Genomic DNA, 16,643 nt, shown 5'->3' on the forward strand with positions numbered 1-16,643 from the left:
CCACCACCTAAGCATAATAGATTCGCTTTAAAAAATCAAAGACCTCTTTTTCATTACCAAAAAGTGATAAACGGCAAATCGATACGATTGTGTCTGTTATTGTAGCCCTCCGTCACAAGATGCCAAAAAGCCCCTTACTCCATGAAGCCGAACCCCCGACAATATGCATCAGGTTTCGAAACAACATGAAATAAAGGGCTTAATCTCCAATCCAGATGTCAACCTATACGAGCATCTGGTTTAAAAGCTGAATGTCTTAACAGCCAGCATTGTGACTGGAAAATGCTCCAGTTACGCGTTCCAGCTGTCCAGATAGATCTTTTGCTCTTCTGTTAAAGCATCAATTTTGATTCCAAGGCTATCGAGCTTGAAGCGGGCTACTTGCTCATCAATTTCATAAGGCACATTAATAACAGCTTTGCCCAGCTCGTTGTAACGATCATTGACATATTTCAAACCAAGCGCCTGAAGCGCAAATGTAGTATCCATAATCTCTGCAGGGTGACCATCCGCGGCAGCCAAATTCACGAGACGTCCCTCTGCCAGCAAGTACATTTTACGTCCGTCTTTAAAGCGATACTCCTCAATGTTTCGACGGACCGTGCGAATGGACTCGGAGCGTTTGGCAAGCTCAGGCTTACTAACCTCTACATCAAAATGGCCTGCGTTGCACAGCACAGCCCCATCCTTCATAACATCAAAGTGCTCCCCGGTAATTACCGCTTTGTTTCCAGTTACTGTGATAAAGAAGTCACCCAGTTTAGCCGCTTCTACCATCGGCAATACATGGAAACCATCCATATGGGCTTCTACTGCCTTGATTGGATCAACTTCAGTTACAACAACATTGGCTCCTAGGCCTTTTGCTCGCATCGCAACCCCTTTGCCACACCAGCCATAGCCTACTACAACGACTGTGCTGCCTGCCACAACCAGATTCGTTGTACGAATAATGCCGTCGAAAGCTGACTGTCCTGTACCGTAGCGGTTGTCGAACAAATATTTGCAGTATGCATCATTCACGGCTACCATTGGAAAGTGAAGCTGCCCTTCTTTTTCCAATGCCTTCAAACGAATAATCCCTGTAGTTGTCTCCTCTGCTCCCCCACGGATGGTAGAAATCAGATCAGGCCGTTCGGATTGCAACAGAGTTACAAGATCACCACCATCATCAATAATGAGGTCCGGCTTCGTTTCCAGCGCCTTAATTTGCAAATTTTTGAACTCTTCCGGATCCGGATTGTATTTAGCCAGGACTGTAATCCCATCTTCAACCAATGCCGCGCAAACATCATCTTGTGTGGACAATGGGTTACTACCGGTAATTGTGACCTGTGCCCCACCTGCCTGTACTACTTTAGCCAAATAAGCTGTTTTAGCCTCCAGATGCAGACAGATGGTTACCTTCAGACCTGCAAAAGGCTGCTCCTGCTCGAACTGTTGACGTATCCGGTTTAATACCGGCATGTGGGCTTCCACCCAATCAATTTTCAGATGACCTTCAGGGGCCAGTTTAAGATCGTGAACAATGCTGTTTTGCAGAGAATGGGAAGTCATTACGTTGTTTCCTCCTTAGTATGGGCTGAATCTGCTAACACGGTAAAATCAATACACTACACAAAAAAATCTTACATAAATTATACATAAATTACACGATGCGTACCCGCCGGATCCGTTGGTATGTTCATAATGATATCAATCAAACCAAGCCCGTGACGGTTTAGAAAATGATAGATCGTGTACACCCGCTCCTGCGGCTGACCAAATGGAAAAAGTGACCACTCAATACGGTCCCACTGGCGAAGTGCCGTTTCATTTTGCCGAAGGAGCGCTTCCTGAACTTTCGCCTCCAGATAAGCAATCTGTCCCAGAATTTTCTTGCTGTTGGTTTCTCCGAGCCGAAGCAAACCTTTTTCAATCAATCCTGTCTGCTGTACAAGCGGCTCGTATAGACGGGTAAAGGCTTCTTTCACCCCGGAAAACTGATTCTGAATTCCAAGCTGATCTTGGGCTGCAAGCCATTGTTTCTTCGACTCCTCAAGGCCGTCCCTAACCTGTCCAAAAGTTAATTCATGCTTAAGCATATACTTCTCTACACCCGGGTCTAGCAGCGTAAAGGACATTCGGGGTAGCAGTATCGGCATCTGCATCTTCAGAACCCCGAAGGCGTCCCGGGTAATCGCCCAATAGGCAATTTCTCCTAGACCCAGCACAGATGCAAGTACCGGAAACAATGAATCCTGCATGAGAGGACGGGTTAGTACATTGTTACTAAAACGTTCCGGGTGTATTTCTATCTCCTCAAGCAGTTCTTCCTTTGTAAAGGCTACCAGGCCGCGCCGATCCGTAAATAGTCCGCCTTGCTTGAAAAGCAGCAAACGTTCATCTTCATGGATATAAAAAAGATTCGCGCCATCTTCGTGTACATCCGCTTGTAAATGATAGCCGTAACCCACGATTCGCGCAGCGGCCGTCCGGTAAGCCTGCTCCAGCTCATCGTTGTGCTGAACCAACTGACGAAAAACGGATGCTTCCAGCTTGCGCAGCGAAGGATCCGCTGAATCCACCAACACTAGTCCATAGTCGCCAAATAAAAGGCCTAGCAGCTTGGCAAAGGCCTCACTTAGTCCATACGAATCGGTCAAACCGTGCTCAATCATACGCAAAATATCAGCCTTATGCTCTGAATCAGGCAAGCTTTGCTCTATATCCACCATTGCCTGCTTCCACTCTACAGCATCCACTTTAATGGTACTAACCGAAGAACGGCGTTCAGGCTGCTTTTTCAGCTTGATTTTGATTGCTTGCGGATCATTCGCCAGGACGTATGTATGATTGACCTCATCCCAGTCATGATCTTCACCAGCAATCCAAAAGACGGGAACAACCGGACGTCCAAGCCTCTCCTCTGCTTCCCTGGCCGCCTTAATGATCGTGACCGCTTTGTAAATGACCAACATCGGACCTGTAAACAGTCCGCTCTGTTGTCCGCCAACTACGACTAAAGCGTCTGGACTTTCCAGACGATCCAATGAAGCCCGAACTGCCTCATACGAATTGTATTGCTCATTGTATATGCGAAGACATGCTACGACTTCCTTACGGCTTAATCGCAGATGCTCCGTCTCATCCAGCCACTTCGCCCGTTGGGCATATGCATCGGCATGCAGAACATCGTACTCATACAAATCGCGTGCGCGCCCTGTACCCTGTGTATAATCTTCTGCCAAAGCCGACCCTCCGCGAAGCATTTCAGGAATAATTCTCATGGGTCTGCCTCCTGTCTCCACCAAAACCTTACTGCTTGATTGTACCGAAAGCCCCTCTCCGCGTCAAAGCTTCCTACAAAAAAAACCGCCGAGCAACTCGACGGTTCGTGTGTAAAGCAGGATCAAGCATAAGGCTCAGCCACAAAATGTCCTTTGGACACTTCGATCAGTGTAGCATTTTCCAAGTTATAGGCCCCTGCCTTATTATCGGACGCATCATGAATTGGACCGCCTTGATCGTCAGGCATAATAATTCGTTTTTTGTTGGCTTCGACTTCCGGATCAGGAAGTGGAATCGCCGACAAAAGCATTTTCGTATATGGATGCATCGGGTTGGCATACAATTCAGAACTTTCAGCAAGCTCAACCATTTTGCCTCTATACATTACAGCTACCCGATCACTGATGTGCTTGACCATCGACAGATCATGCGCAATAAACAGGTATGTCAAACCCAAACGTTCTTGAAGCTCTTTTAACAGGTTGACAACCTGAGCCTGAATGGACACGTCAAGCGCTGAAATCGGCTCATCACAAATAATGAATTTCGGATTAACCGCCAGCGCGCGGGCAATACCAATCCGTTGACGCTGTCCACCGGAAAATTCATGCGGATAGCGAGTTGCATGGTCCGGGTTCAAACCAACCAGATCCAGCAATTCTTCAATCCGTTTTTTACGTTCGCCACGGCTACCCGCCATATTATGAATATCTAACGCCTCACCGATAATATCAGAAACCGTAAAACGCGGGTTCAATGATGCATATGGATCTTGAAAGATCATTTGCATATCACGACGCATGGCTTTCATTTTGCTTGGTGATAATTTGTAAATATCTGTACCGTTAAAACGTACGCTACCTGCTGTAGGCTCATATAAGCGCAAAATGGTACGACCCGCTGTAGATTTACCACAACCGGATTCACCTACCATCCCAAGTGTTTCACCTTCGCGAATATAGAAATTCAGGTTGTCCACCGCTTTGAGCACACGGTTTTTGCCAACATTAAAATACTTTTTAAGACCTTCTACCTCAATTAAATTGTTGCTACTCACCATGATCTCACCTCCTATTTCTTCAGCTTCGGATCAAGCGCATCACGCAAGCCATCGCCAAAAAGGTTGAACGCAAGCATAATCAAACTGATCAAACCTGCCGGGAAAAGCATACGCCATGGATAGTACATCCATCCCGTCAAAGCTGATTCAATCATCGAACCCAGTGACGCCTGAGGAGCCTGTACCCCTAATCCAAGGAAGCTCAGGAATGCCTCGGAGAAAATAGCGGTTGGAACGCTCAAGGTCAAAGTAACGATGATCGGACCAACAGCATTTGGCAACAAGTGGCGGAACAGCAGACGGCCTGCTCCAGCCCCCATGGAACGGGAAGCAAGTACAAATTCCCGGTTTTTGAGTTGCAGCATCTCACCACGCACAATCCATGACATGTTAATCCACCCCGTTACACAGAGCGCAATAATAATGGTGGTAATACTTGGCTCCAGTACAACGAGCAGCAGGATTGTAACCAGCAAATAAGGAATGGAATACAAAATTTCAGAAAATTTATTCATGATTTCATCAACGCGGCCACCAAAGTAACCCATAATTCCACCATAAATAACACCCATCAGCAAGTCAATCATTGCTGCAGCCAGACCGATCGTCAAGGAGATTCGCGCCCCCATCGCTGTACGGACAAACATGTCACGGCCAAGATCATCCGTTCCAAACCAGTGCTCCGCAGACGGTGCGAGATTTGTGCTCAGCAAATCATTAGAATAGTAGTTATAGGGTGACAATTTCGGACCAATCAGAGAAAAAAGCACGATTAACACCAGCACAATCAAGCTGGCCATAGCCACCTTATTTTTACGAAGCCGTTCCCAAGCATCACGCCAAGCGGATAAGCTTTCACGCTGAATAACTTCAGACTGCTTTTCATCCGCTCCGATTCTCTTAAAGTCTTCTGGTTTCACCTGAAGCTTATCCAAGTTCACAGCATTATCTTTCACAGACATAAAGTTATCCCTCCTTTCCGCCAGTAAGCTTAATCCGTGGATCAATAAATCCATATGCAATATCTGTAATAAAACGCGCTACCATCAATAAGATTCCGTAAAAAATAGTTACTCCCATAATCATGGTATAATCACGGGTTGTAATACTATCAACAAACACCTTGCCAATGCCGCCAATTCCGAAAATCCGTTCAATAACCACAGAACCAGTAATGATATTTGCAGTCATTGGACCAACATAGGTAACGACCGGCAAGATCGCATTCCGCACCACATGTTTAAACATAATCGTAACAGGCTGCAAGCCTTTTGCCTTAGCAGTCTTAATGTAGTCAGCATGAAGTACTTCCAGCATGCTGGAGCGTGTCAATCTAGCGATAAACGCAATCGGTTGAGCTGACAACGCAGCGACAGGCAAGACATAATCCAGTGGACCTTCAAATCCCATAACATTAAACCAGCCCAAATTCTGAGCGAAATAAAACTGGATTAGAGACGCCAGGACGAAGCTGGGAACTGCAATCCCCATAATTGCCAAGATCATCGCAACGTTATCAATGAGCCTGCGATGGTACATCGCCGCTACCATACCTAGCAAAACACCGACAATAATCGACACGATGATAGCAACAAAACCTAATTTAAGCGAAACCGTGAAAGTTTGCCCGATAATGTCAGTTACATCTTGATTCAGTTTTTTCATGGAAATACCAAAATCACCTGAAGCAATATCACCCAAGTATTTAAAATATTGAACATATACAGGTTTATCCAGCCCATATTGCTCCATTAACCGGGCTTGAATCTCAGGAGAAGTCGCTTTTTCACTCATGAAGGGGTTACCCGGAATTGCTTTCATGAGAAAAAACGTCGCAGAGATCAGAATGAACAAAGACAGCAGCATGTAGAGAAATTTACTGATCAAATAACGCGTCATTGCCCGTTTACACCCCCCATAATTTTTTCGACACCATTCGATTTTATCGAAATAGAATTGGACAATCCAATCTACTTATTTGCATGGTTACATGATGATGGAAAAGACTAGGACACAAAAAAAACGGGATATATATGGTTCAATCCACATATATATCCCGAAGTAACTATCAAACTTCAGAATTGAGCTTCAGTTACTGTGTAATATACGCTCTTGTGAAATCAATTGCTCCACTAAAGTCAAGCGCGATGTCTTTTACATTCGGTTTCGTTAAAGAAACATTTGAATAGTAGTAAATCGGAAGCATTACCATATCATCTTGAACCAGAATTTTCTCTGCTTTCGCAAAATCTTCCATACGTTTAGCTGGATCAGTTTCTGTCTTAGCTGCTTGAATCAAAGCATCATATGCAGGGTTAGAGTAACCCGCATTGTTGTTACCGTTGCCTGTTGTCCACATATCCATGAATGTCATTGGATCATTGTAGTCGGCAGACCAACCAGCACGGGCAATTTGGTAATTCAGCTTGTTACGATTTTGAATAAATACGCCCCACTCTTGGTTTTGGGTTTTGATGTCTACACCAAGATTTTTCTTCCACATATCAGCTACTGCCAAAGCAATCTTTTGGTGACTTTCACTGGAGTTATACAACAAGGTTACTGGAGGAAGTGAAGTCACGCCTTCTTCTTTCATACCTTCTTGAAGCAATTTCTTCGCTTCAGTGATGTCTTCTTTAAAGTAATCATCTTTATGCTCAGTACGGAATTCCTGAGAAACTCCTTTGATACCTGGAGGTACGAAGCCGAATGCAGGAAGTTGTCCGCCCAAGGTCACTCTTTCAACGATCGGTTGGCGTTGAATAGCCATCGCAAACGCTTTGCGGATTTTAACATTGTTAAATGGTTTTTCTGTTACATTAAATAAGTAGTAATACGTACTAGCAATTCCTTTAGCCTCGAATTCATTTGGCAACTCTTTTTTGACAGCCGGAATTTGGTCTGCAGGAATTTCACCGTTCGGCAACCCAGAATAATCAAGTTGTCCACTTCTGTAAGAAGCCAGTTCCGTTGCACCGCTGTTTACCAGGGACATCGTAATTTTGTTCAGCTTGATTTGGTCTTTACCCCAATAGTTTTCGCTCTTGGTGACTTCGATCTTTTGACCGCTGTCCCAAGTTGTTAACGTGAAAGGTCCATTAGTGATCATGCTATCTTTCTGAACAGCCCATTTGTCATTCCCTTTAATAGAAGGATGTACAGGGTAGAAAGTATAGAACGAGGTCAAGCCAAGGAAGTAAGGAGTTGGGTTTACCAGTTCTACTTGCAATGTATGGTCATCAACAGCTTTGACACCTACATCTTTAAAGTCTGTAATTTTAGTTCCTTTAAAGGTTTTCGAAGTGCTCAGGTTGTAGCCCTCAGCATTTTTGATATAGTACAATTGATAAGCATATGGAGGTGCAGGAGCCGTGGAAGGATCCAATACCCGTTGCCAAGCAAATACGAAGTCACTTGCTTTGACCGGGTCACCATTGCTCCATTTTGCATTATCACGAAGTTTGAACGTATAGGTTTTGCCGTCATCGGAAATTTTCCAAGATTCAGCTACGCCAGGAATTTCTTTGCCATCAGGCCCCATACGTACGAGACCTTCATACAAAGTTTTCAGAACCGTGTTAGTTTGGCTATCCTGAGCTTGTGCCGGATCGAAGGTTGGCGGTTCGGAAAGAAGGTTAATGCGCAAAATTTGTTTGTCGGCCGAAGCCGGCGTAGTTGATGCATTTTCTTGTGCGCCCTTACCATTGGTATCGTTCTTGGCGGAGCCACAACCTGCGAGCAGTGCGCCAACTGCAAGAACGAGTGTCAAAAGGACTAAAAAGCTTTTCCTTTTCATCTAGCGTTTTCCCCCTAGTTCTAAAGTGGTATATGTTTATAGATTATACAACCAGCGGTCAAAAAAATCTACATTACATTTCTTTAAATTGAGCTTTTTTTTCAAAAAAACATGATTAATTCATATTTTTTCACCTTTCGGTGTCACATTATATCACATGGAATTGAATATATTCTTAAATATACCAACAACAGTCAATAAAATATACGCCAATGTCATAGCTATAAAAGTTAATCTCCAGACCGCTCTACATAATCTTTTACCATCAACCTTGCCTTTTATTCGATTTTGCGCACCTCCAATTAAACCCAGCGCCAATAGTAAAAGAAGTAAAATCAAATAAAAACCGAACCGGGATGTGAAAATGACGTTAAAGAGTGCCGCGACGGAAAGAATCAGAAAAGCCGTGGTAATATCCATCGATGCAAGCAATGATTTCTTCTTTTCCATTTTAAGAATGTAGCGACAAACCACAAATACGATCAGAAACGGAAAAAAGGGAAGAATACTGAATGTGCTAATGGTACCTTGTATAATACTCAACTGATCACCCCTCTTTTAGCCGCATGCCTTCAATTAATTGCCACAATACCTCATGAGTTGGTGCAGTAACCCCAGCCTGCTCTGCCATCTGCACCAGCTGCCCGTTAATGGAAGCAACTTCTGTCATGGACTGTGCAAGCACATCGGCCAGCATGGACGAATGGTTTTCTGCCGTTGCCTGGCAAACATTCATAATTTGGTCCCACCAACTGCTGTCCCAGTGGATACCACAGGCTTCATACACTTGAATGCCTTCATCATACAGCTTGCGCATCATATGTAAACGAACAGGGTCCAAAAGCAGCTCGCCGTTACGAATTCGCCATATCGCTGTCAACGGATTGATCACGGCATTAATCAACAACTTGCGATATATACCATTCTCGATTTCTTTCGACAAGCAAACGTCAAATCCTGCTGCGAGCAGCCGATTTAACACGTATTGTTTGAAATTCCTGTCCTGCGTCTTCCCCCGTTCCTCATACCAGCCAATTTCAGTCACACCCGCTCCAGCATGCACAATAGATGTGGCTCCTTGTCTCTTGGCTCCTTCGGTCGTCACGGCAGGGTATAACTCGGCTTCGGGCCAGGCCTGTCTAATACGTTCAATATGTCCGATCCCGTTCTGTAAACAAACGATTGCCGTTTCTTTTTCCGTCTTAGCCACAGGTAGAATCTGCTTTAATACTTCCTCGATGGCCCCCTGTTTGGTCATTAAAAAAATCCATTGTGCGGGAGCATGTGAATTTAACCGCTGCCAATCCGCCAGTGGAGCTACCTTTAATGTATCTCCAGGTACATGAACAGCGATCTCTCCCCCTTTGTCAAACACTGTAATTCCGTCACAAGCAATGCTGAGTGCCTGTTCAAGTGTTCGTGTCCACAATCTCACATCAGTACCTGTGGCCGCCAGTCTTCCCGCGAACAGTAATCCCATTGAACCCGCTCCAATAATATCAATCACGTTTGTATCGTCTCGCTTCCGTCTTTTTTTCTACTATATCATATGCACTCCAGAGAAATACAAAAAACGCCAACTACGGCAAAGCACGAGTTGACGTTTTATATGGTATTTGCTGATGTAATCTTGCTACTCAATACGCTCCAGATTCCCATTGGCGTCCATTTTGAATCTAGATTTAAGCTCATCCTCATCCTCAGTAATTAAAGCCAAGCGCCGTGCTCGGTCCATAATCTGAATCAGGGCTTTATAATCATCATTTACGACACGATAGTCGGTTTGAACTTCGTTGACTTCCTTGGACAGCCGATCATTAATGGAACGAAGCTGATTCAATTCTTCTTCCTTTTCCCGCAAATCTTTTTCCAGCATCTTAATCTGTCGATTGGTTTCCTGCACAGTCCCTTTCCATTGACGCAAAAAGCGAATCACCGCATCAATAGATAACGTATCCTCATTCATTCCATCCGCTCTGTATCCCCCTTCGACCGTATCCAGTGTGGCAAAGGCCGCCACCTGCGATACTCCCACCGGACTCTGCTTGCGGATATAACTACGTTTTTGACGCTGCGCTTTGGCAATGCTAATCGCTTCATCGTAGCGTTTGCGCACGCAGCTGTTCCAGCGGAAGCCGCATGCCGCGGAGGTTCTTCCAATTTTTTGCCCAACCTCCTCAAACGCAGCAAGCTGTGTACCGCCTTCCCGGATATGGCGCAATGTCACCTCCGCCAATATCAAATCATCTTCTGCACTCCATGCATCTTGTCTTATTGCAGTCATGCTCCTAGCCCTCCTAACAACATCCTGAAATAACCGTCTTCATGAACCGAGCTTGCCGGTATTTGAATAGGGTATAAAAGCTGTTTATTCATTCCTATGCCTCTCGTAGAGTTCATAGAATCTATTTGATACTAAATTGTATTTCCATTTCTGCAAGAACTCATACGTGAACGCAAACAGTTTTGGGTTACAAGTATGCTCTGACTGCTGTACAATAAATGAATGGTTAAAGAATGAGAAAAGATCATATACATTATCATCAGTCTTTTTCGGTAATACATAAAAGGGGAAACCAAATGGAAAAACCAATAAAAATCATATGCTGTACCCTGCTGATCATCGCTATGATATTAACCTCGATGCTAACTTCAATGTATGTACGTCCTATTCTGGCTGCCCCTTCCCAGGAGGCAAACCAGATTTTACAAGATAGCCTGTCGATTATTGAAATAGACCATGAAATTGAGCGTATCAGCCAGGAGCAAAAGACTCTTATACAGCATCAACAGGAATTACGAAGCAATCTCATCACACAGCAGGAGCAGATGACCTTGCAACGGAACCGTGCCGGGTCTGTGCTACGCTCTTATTATATGGGGGAAAGGGACAAGCTGCTCAGTGTAGTGCTGGGGGCGAAAAATCTAAAGCAGCTTCTCTCCTTGTACGATTACTACTTGCTGTTAATTAGTCATGATCAGGATGTTCTTCAGGAATACGAATCCAATGTTCAGACTATGCGAAAAACAGAGCAACAAGTCACTCAGGCCTCGCTGGAATTGGAGAAGGTCAAAACAAACTTACTGGAACAACGTAAACGTATTCTCATGCTTCAGTCGCGTGTAAACGAGGGTGTTAGCGCCAGTAAGGACCCGGATACTCTCCGCAAGCTGATCAGTGAGCTGACTGCTTACTGGGAGAATGTAGGCGTCTATGAGGTAAATAGACACTTTAAAGCACTAGCGCAGGCTATGCAGGATTTACCTCAATTTATTCAACAGCAGCAAGGAGCCATGATTACGAACGGCAAAACCATTACGATAAACATTCGTGAGGAAGAGTTTAACCGGTTTTTAAAATCTGAAAATGAATTGTTCAATCACTTCAACTTTTCTTTCAAGCAGGACCATATTGTGGTAGAAGGCCAACAGGGAACGATGAAATTGATGGTAGAAGGGCACTACACTGTAGAGAACGAACCACAAAATGCAATTTTATTTCATGTGGATCGTCTAGTATTTAACGGGCTGGAACTGCCGGATACGACCCGTAACAAGCTGGAAAATGATTTTGATCTGGGCTTTTATCCACAGCAGCTCATTTCGTATGTTAAAGCCACAGAAGTACACACCTCGGCGGGAACACTTGAAGTTAAGCTCGAATTAAGCCTGAAATAGGCTTTTGCTCACCTTACATTATTCTGCATTTTACGTGAATAAAACAAGAGACCCCGGGATGCTCCCGAGGTCTTTAATATTTGTAAAAACGATCTGAACCTTATAGCAGATCGGCAGCCAGCTGTGCGAGCTTGGAGCGTTCTCCTTTTTCCAACATAATATGCCCGCTAATCCCTTCCTGCTTGAACCGTTCCACCACATAGGTCAATCCGTTGCTGGCAGCATCCAGATACGGGTGGTCAATCTGTTCCGGATCACCCATCAAAATGATTTTGCTCCCCTCTCCGACTCGGGACACAATCGTCTTGATTTCATGGCGGGATAGATTCTGAGCCTCATCGATAATAATAAATTGCCCTGGTATTGAACGCCCGCGAATATAAGTGAGCGCCTCCACCTGAATGCTGCCCAAGCCCATCAAAATTTTATCAATATCACCTGATTTTTTGGCGTCAAACAGGTACTCCAGATTATCGTAAATCGGTTGCATCCATGGGCGAAGCTTTTCCTCCTTTTCTCCCGGTAAATATCCGATATCCTTGCCCATAGGAACAACAGGTCTGGCAATCAGCAATTTCTTGAAACGATGTTCATCCTCTACCTTAAGCAAACCCGCTGCCAGCGCCAGCAACGTTTTACCCGTACCCGCTTTTCCGGTAATCGTTACAAGTGGGATATCGTCATTCAGTAAAAGCTCCAACGCCATCCGCTGTTGAGCATTACGCGCGCTGATTCCCCACACCGATTCGTTACTTAAATACAGTGGCTCCAATCGCTCTGCATCATGGTTCACTTTCAGCAAAGCTGACTTTCCAGTTCCCATTTGATCTTTCAGAATCACAAATTCATGCGGATACAGCGTATAGGGTGAATTCAGTGATCTGATTGATAAAAAACGATTGGAGTAAAATTCATCTATGATGGACGGATGCACCTGGATTGCTGAATACCCGGGGTATAGCTCGCTTGGATCACCTGTTCTATCGGATAAATAGTCTTCGGTCAGCAGTCCCAATACATCTGCCTTGATTCTGACGAGTACATCTTTACTGACCAACACGACCGAACGCGGTTCAGGCTGATCCTGCTCTTCCAGATGATAGTTCAAGGCGACTGCCAAAATCCGATTATCGTTAGAAACCTCCCCAAACATCTCCTGAACTTTCAAAAAACTCCGGTGGTTTAACTCAACCTTAAGCCTCCCACCTTGGGGAAGCGGAACACCACTATGCAGATGACCTACTTCTCTCAACCCGTCCAATAATCGTGATACATTGCGGGCATTGCGTCCAATCTCATCCGCGTTGCGTTTTTTGGAGTCGATTTCTTCCAGAACAACAGCTGGAATAACAACCTCATGTTCTTTGAAGGTAAAAATGGCTTTCGGATCATGCAGCAGCACATTCGTATCCAGCACAAAAATTTTCTTCATTAAAATCCCCTCCAAAGCGGCGTGGACAATCTCGTGTTTCATATCTATCCTATTCACAGGTTCCTCAATACTTGCTGATTCCCTTAAAAAAGACCTCTTCATGAGCATGAAGCAGCGAAAATTTTGTAGCTCAACATAGCCTATGAGCCTGTACACCTTAGGAAGACACAAAAGGCCCAGTGATCATTCACTGGACCTAGCTTTTTTCTCTCATTTCCATACAGAAACAACAGACGATATTTGATTCCAAACCGTTGCACATATCCAAACGATATGCTTGACGCACTACAAATTCAGACATACTTCAACCCCCTTATGTCATATAAGTGCTTTTACTCGCTGCGAGTATAACATAAGACGGAAGAAAGATACATACTCAGGAATTGGAAGAAGTTGCAGTACTATCATTTTCTTTTTTTGCCAATTCCTCTTGGAGCGCCTGTCTGGCTGCATCGAGCTGTTGCTCATCAATATATACATAAGGACTACGCCATGTTCCCGCTACCGGATTGTACTTCACATTTTGCTTGGAAATATTCCAATAGGTTTGTACAATATTTTTCATTTGCTGTGACTCGATATCAGTCATCATATTTTTATCAACTGATTTAATAATTGCGCTAAACTTGGTCAAAGCGTTAAAGGATTGCATTTGGTCAATTAGGGAATGAAGCACCTGGTTTTGTCGACGGTTGCGATCAAAATCGTCAGATTCAGCCGTTCTCGGACGACAATTCGATTTGCGGTAACGCACAAAATCAAGAGCCTGATCACCATTCAAATGCTTGGCTCCAGCTGTCAGATTAATATCGGTACCATCTGCACGGTCACGATAACACATATTTTTATCAACCGTAACATCTACGCCACCCAAATTATCCACAACATCTCTAAAGCCCTGGAAGTTAATAACCGTTACATAATCAATATTAATGTTTAAATATTTGCCGATCATCTTCTTCATTTGCTCTTCAGCGACCTCACCAGATTCCTTCTCTCTGGCTTTAAATACCGGATAATACTCATTTAGCTTGCGCGGTTTATATCCATCCATTTCCAGACGTGTATCGCGCGGCAAGGATACGATGGTAGACGATTTAGTATTGGGATTCAATGTGGCTACCATAATAACATCTGACAAATACGTCGGATGATCAGGACGGTAATCGGTTCCAAGCAACAAGATGGTCAAAGGCTTAGCTTCTGCCAATTCCGTTTGAGGTACTTCCTTGTTGTTTCCCGTATCCAAGACTTCCTCTACCTGATTATAAATATAGTAGGTATAACCACCTGCTGCCAAGATACCTATAATGAGCAGAAACAAGACAAACTTCATAAACGATCTGAAAAAGCTTTTTTTCTTTTTCGTTTTTTTCTGTTTGGGGGATTTTTTCCCGCTTTGTGTCCGGGGAGGCAATCCATTTGAAAGATTACTCATGATTCAACACCTTTTCCTGCGTTTTGAGAAAGACTCCGAGTTTATAATCTAAAAACACATACAGCGGCGCATCCCTTCTGGGCGTCGCCGCTGTGGCCAAAGACCAAACCAATTAATTACGCATTTGCTTGTGCTGTTTTACGTTGTTTCTCCGCACGCTCGCGCTCACCTTTGTTCAGGATCTTTTTACGCAAACGAATGGCATTAGGTGTAATTTCGCAATACTCATCATCATTCAGATATTCAAGCGCCTGCTCCAAGGAGAAGATACGAGGTGTTTTCAGCTTAACCGTATCATCTTTTGTTGCAGAGCGAACGTTGGTCAATTGTTTTTCTTTACAAATGTTAACGACAATGTCGTTATCACGCGTGTGCTCCCCAACGATCATACCCTCATAGATCTCAGTACCTGGCTCCAGGAACAAAATACCGCGATCTTCTACGCCGAGCATTCCATAAAATGTAGAACTGCCGTTTTCGGTAGAAATGAGAACACCTTGATGACGACCGCCAACTTGACCGCCAACAAATGGGCCATAGTTGTCAAATGCATGGTTCATTACGCCGTAACCACGAGTCAATGTCAGGAAGTTCGTAGTGTAACCGATCAAACCACGAGCAGGAATCAGGAATTCCAAGCGAACCTGTCCGGTACCGTTGTTGATCATGTTAACCATTTCAGCTTTACGGGAGCCCAGGCTTTCCATAACTGCGCCCATGCTTTCTTCTGGAATATCGATGAGGAGACGCTCGATAGGTTCCATTTTCTTGCCATCAATTTCCTTAACGATAACTTCCGGTTTGGACACTTGAAGTTCGTAGCCTTCACGACGCATGTTTTCAATCAGGATACCCAGATGCAGCTCACCGCGTCCAGATACAATGAAAGCGTCCGGGCTGTCCGTTTCATCCACACGCAAGCTGACATCTGTTTCAAGCTCTTTTAGAAGACGCTCACGCAATTTACGGGATGTTACCCACTTACCATCGCGTCCTGCGAATGGGCTGTTGTTAACCAAGAAGGTCATTTGCAGTGTTGGCTCATCAATTTTCAGTACAGGCAAAGCTTCAGGATGACTCGGATCAGCAATGGTTTCACCGATGTTAATATCCTTGATTCCCGCAATCGCCACAATGTCGCCAGCGCCCGCTTGATCAGTTTCAATGCGTTTCAGGCCTTGGAAACCAAACAATTTCTCAATACGTGCTGTTTTACTGCTGCCATCACGCTGAATAACAGTAACCGATTGTCCCTGCTTGATGATACCGCGGTTTACACGACCTACAGCAATTCGGCCCAGGTATTCGTTGTAGTCCATCAGAGTTACGAGGAATTGAAGAGGCTCATCTATTTTTTCAGTTGGAGCTGGAATATGCTCTACAACGGTTTCGTACAATGCCTGCATGTTATCGTCTTGCTTTTCAGCATCCAGACTGGAAGTTCCGTTCAGCGCCGAAGCGTACACAACAGGGAATTCCAATTGCTCATCATTCGCACCCAACTCGATGAACAGATCCAGCACTTCGTCAATGACTTCTGCCGGGCGAGCTGCCGGACGGTCAATTTTGTTCACGACAACGATAGGCGTCAGATTTTGTTCCAGCGCTTTCCGCAGTACGAATTTCGTTTGCGGCATGCAGCCTTCATAAGCATCAACGACGAGCAAAACGCCGTCAACCATTTTCATAATCCGTTCTACTTCACCGCCAAAGTCGGCGTGTCCTGGTGTATCTACAATGTTAATCAGATAATCTTTGTAAGTGATAGCTGTATTTTTAGCCAAAATCGTAATACCGCGTTCACGCTCCAGATCGTTGGAGTCCATGGCGCGCTCCTGAACAGCCTCGTGTTCTCTAAAAGTTCCAGACTGTTGAAGCAGCTTGTCGACAAGCGTCGTTTTACCGTGGTCGACGTGGGCAATAATCGCAATATTCCGAATGTTCTCTCTTGCATGCATGGTTTGTATCC

13 protein-coding genes are annotated in these 16,643 nt (G+C 44.5%); 1 reads left to right on the forward strand and 12 read right to left on the reverse strand.

Annotated features, from left to right (window positions below; genetic code table 11):
* Positions 1-291: 291 nt before the first annotated feature.
* From WG8_RS15680 to WG8_RS15720, 9 genes are all read right to left on the reverse strand, one after another.
* Positions 292-1,557 carry an adenosylhomocysteinase gene (locus WG8_RS15680; RefSeq protein WP_007431202.1) on the reverse strand — a complete coding sequence of 422 codons (1,266 nt, stop codon included), beginning with the start codon at positions 1,555-1,557 and terminating at the stop codon, positions 292-294.
* A gap of 80 nt (positions 1,558-1,637) precedes the next feature.
* Positions 1,638-3,269 (reverse strand): bacillithiol biosynthesis cysteine-adding enzyme BshC, encoded by a 1,632-nt coding sequence (gene bshC / locus WG8_RS15685; RefSeq protein ID WP_007431203.1) that lies wholly within the window; start codon positions 3,267-3,269, stop codon positions 1,638-1,640.
* 122 nt (positions 3,270-3,391) lie between these two features.
* On the reverse strand, positions 3,392-4,330 hold the full coding sequence (locus WG8_RS15690; protein WP_007431204.1) for an ABC transporter ATP-binding protein: 939 nt from the start codon (positions 4,328-4,330) through the stop codon (positions 3,392-3,394).
* An 11-nt stretch (positions 4,331-4,341) separates the two neighbouring features.
* On the reverse strand, positions 4,342-5,292 hold the full coding sequence (locus tag WG8_RS15695; protein ID WP_007431205.1) for an ABC transporter permease: 951 nt from the start codon (positions 5,290-5,292) through the stop codon (positions 4,342-4,344).
* A gap of 4 nt (positions 5,293-5,296) precedes the next feature.
* The gene (locus tag WG8_RS15700; protein ID WP_007431206.1) at positions 5,297-6,229 is read right to left on the reverse strand and encodes an ABC transporter permease; all 933 of its coding nucleotides are present in this window, start codon (positions 6,227-6,229) and stop codon (positions 5,297-5,299) included.
* 193 nt (positions 6,230-6,422) lie between these two features.
* Positions 6,423-8,126, reverse strand: coding sequence for a peptide ABC transporter substrate-binding protein (locus tag WG8_RS15705; protein ID WP_007431207.1), 1,704 nt, complete (start codon positions 8,124-8,126; stop codon positions 6,423-6,425).
* A gap of 153 nt (positions 8,127-8,279) precedes the next feature.
* Entirely contained in the window at positions 8,280-8,669 is a 390-nt protein-coding gene (locus WG8_RS15710; protein WP_043891102.1) for a DUF3397 domain-containing protein, read from the reverse strand.
* 4 nt (positions 8,670-8,673) lie between these two features.
* Positions 8,674-9,606 carry a ketopantoate reductase family protein gene (locus tag WG8_RS15715; protein WP_007431208.1) on the reverse strand — a complete coding sequence of 311 codons (933 nt, stop codon included), beginning with the start codon at positions 9,604-9,606 and terminating at the stop codon, positions 8,674-8,676.
* A 153-nt stretch (positions 9,607-9,759) separates the two neighbouring features.
* Positions 9,760-10,410 carry an RsfA family transcriptional regulator gene (locus WG8_RS15720; RefSeq protein WP_007431209.1) on the reverse strand — a complete coding sequence of 217 codons (651 nt, stop codon included), beginning with the start codon at positions 10,408-10,410 and terminating at the stop codon, positions 9,760-9,762.
* 296 nt (positions 10,411-10,706) lie between these two features.
* Between WG8_RS15720 and WG8_RS15725 the strand changes: the two genes are divergently transcribed.
* On the forward strand, positions 10,707-11,804 hold the full coding sequence (locus tag WG8_RS15725) for a coiled-coil domain-containing protein (RefSeq protein WP_007431210.1): 1,098 nt from the start codon (positions 10,707-10,709) through the stop codon (positions 11,802-11,804).
* Between the two features lie 100 nt (positions 11,805-11,904).
* Here the strand turns inward: WG8_RS15725 and WG8_RS15730 are convergent, their stop codons facing one another.
* From WG8_RS15730 to typA, 3 genes are all read right to left on the reverse strand, one after another.
* Positions 11,905-13,236, reverse strand: a complete 1,332-nt coding sequence (locus WG8_RS15730) for a PhoH family protein (protein ID WP_007431211.1) — start codon at positions 13,234-13,236, stop codon at positions 11,905-11,907.
* Positions 13,237-13,612: 376 nt separating this feature from the next.
* The gene (locus WG8_RS15735; protein ID WP_043891103.1) at positions 13,613-14,674 is read right to left on the reverse strand and encodes an LCP family protein; all 1,062 of its coding nucleotides are present in this window, start codon (positions 14,672-14,674) and stop codon (positions 13,613-13,615) included.
* Positions 14,675-14,790: 116 nt separating this feature from the next.
* Positions 14,791-16,632 (reverse strand): translational GTPase TypA, encoded by a 1,842-nt coding sequence (typA, locus tag WG8_RS15740; protein ID WP_007431213.1) that lies wholly within the window; start codon positions 16,630-16,632, stop codon positions 14,791-14,793.
* Between the last annotated feature and the right edge of the window lie 11 nt (positions 16,633-16,643).

The sequence above is a fragment of the Paenibacillus sp. Aloe-11 genome (genome assembly GCF_000245715.1).
Lineage (GTDB): Bacteria > Bacillota > Bacilli > Paenibacillales > Paenibacillaceae > Paenibacillus > Paenibacillus kribbensis.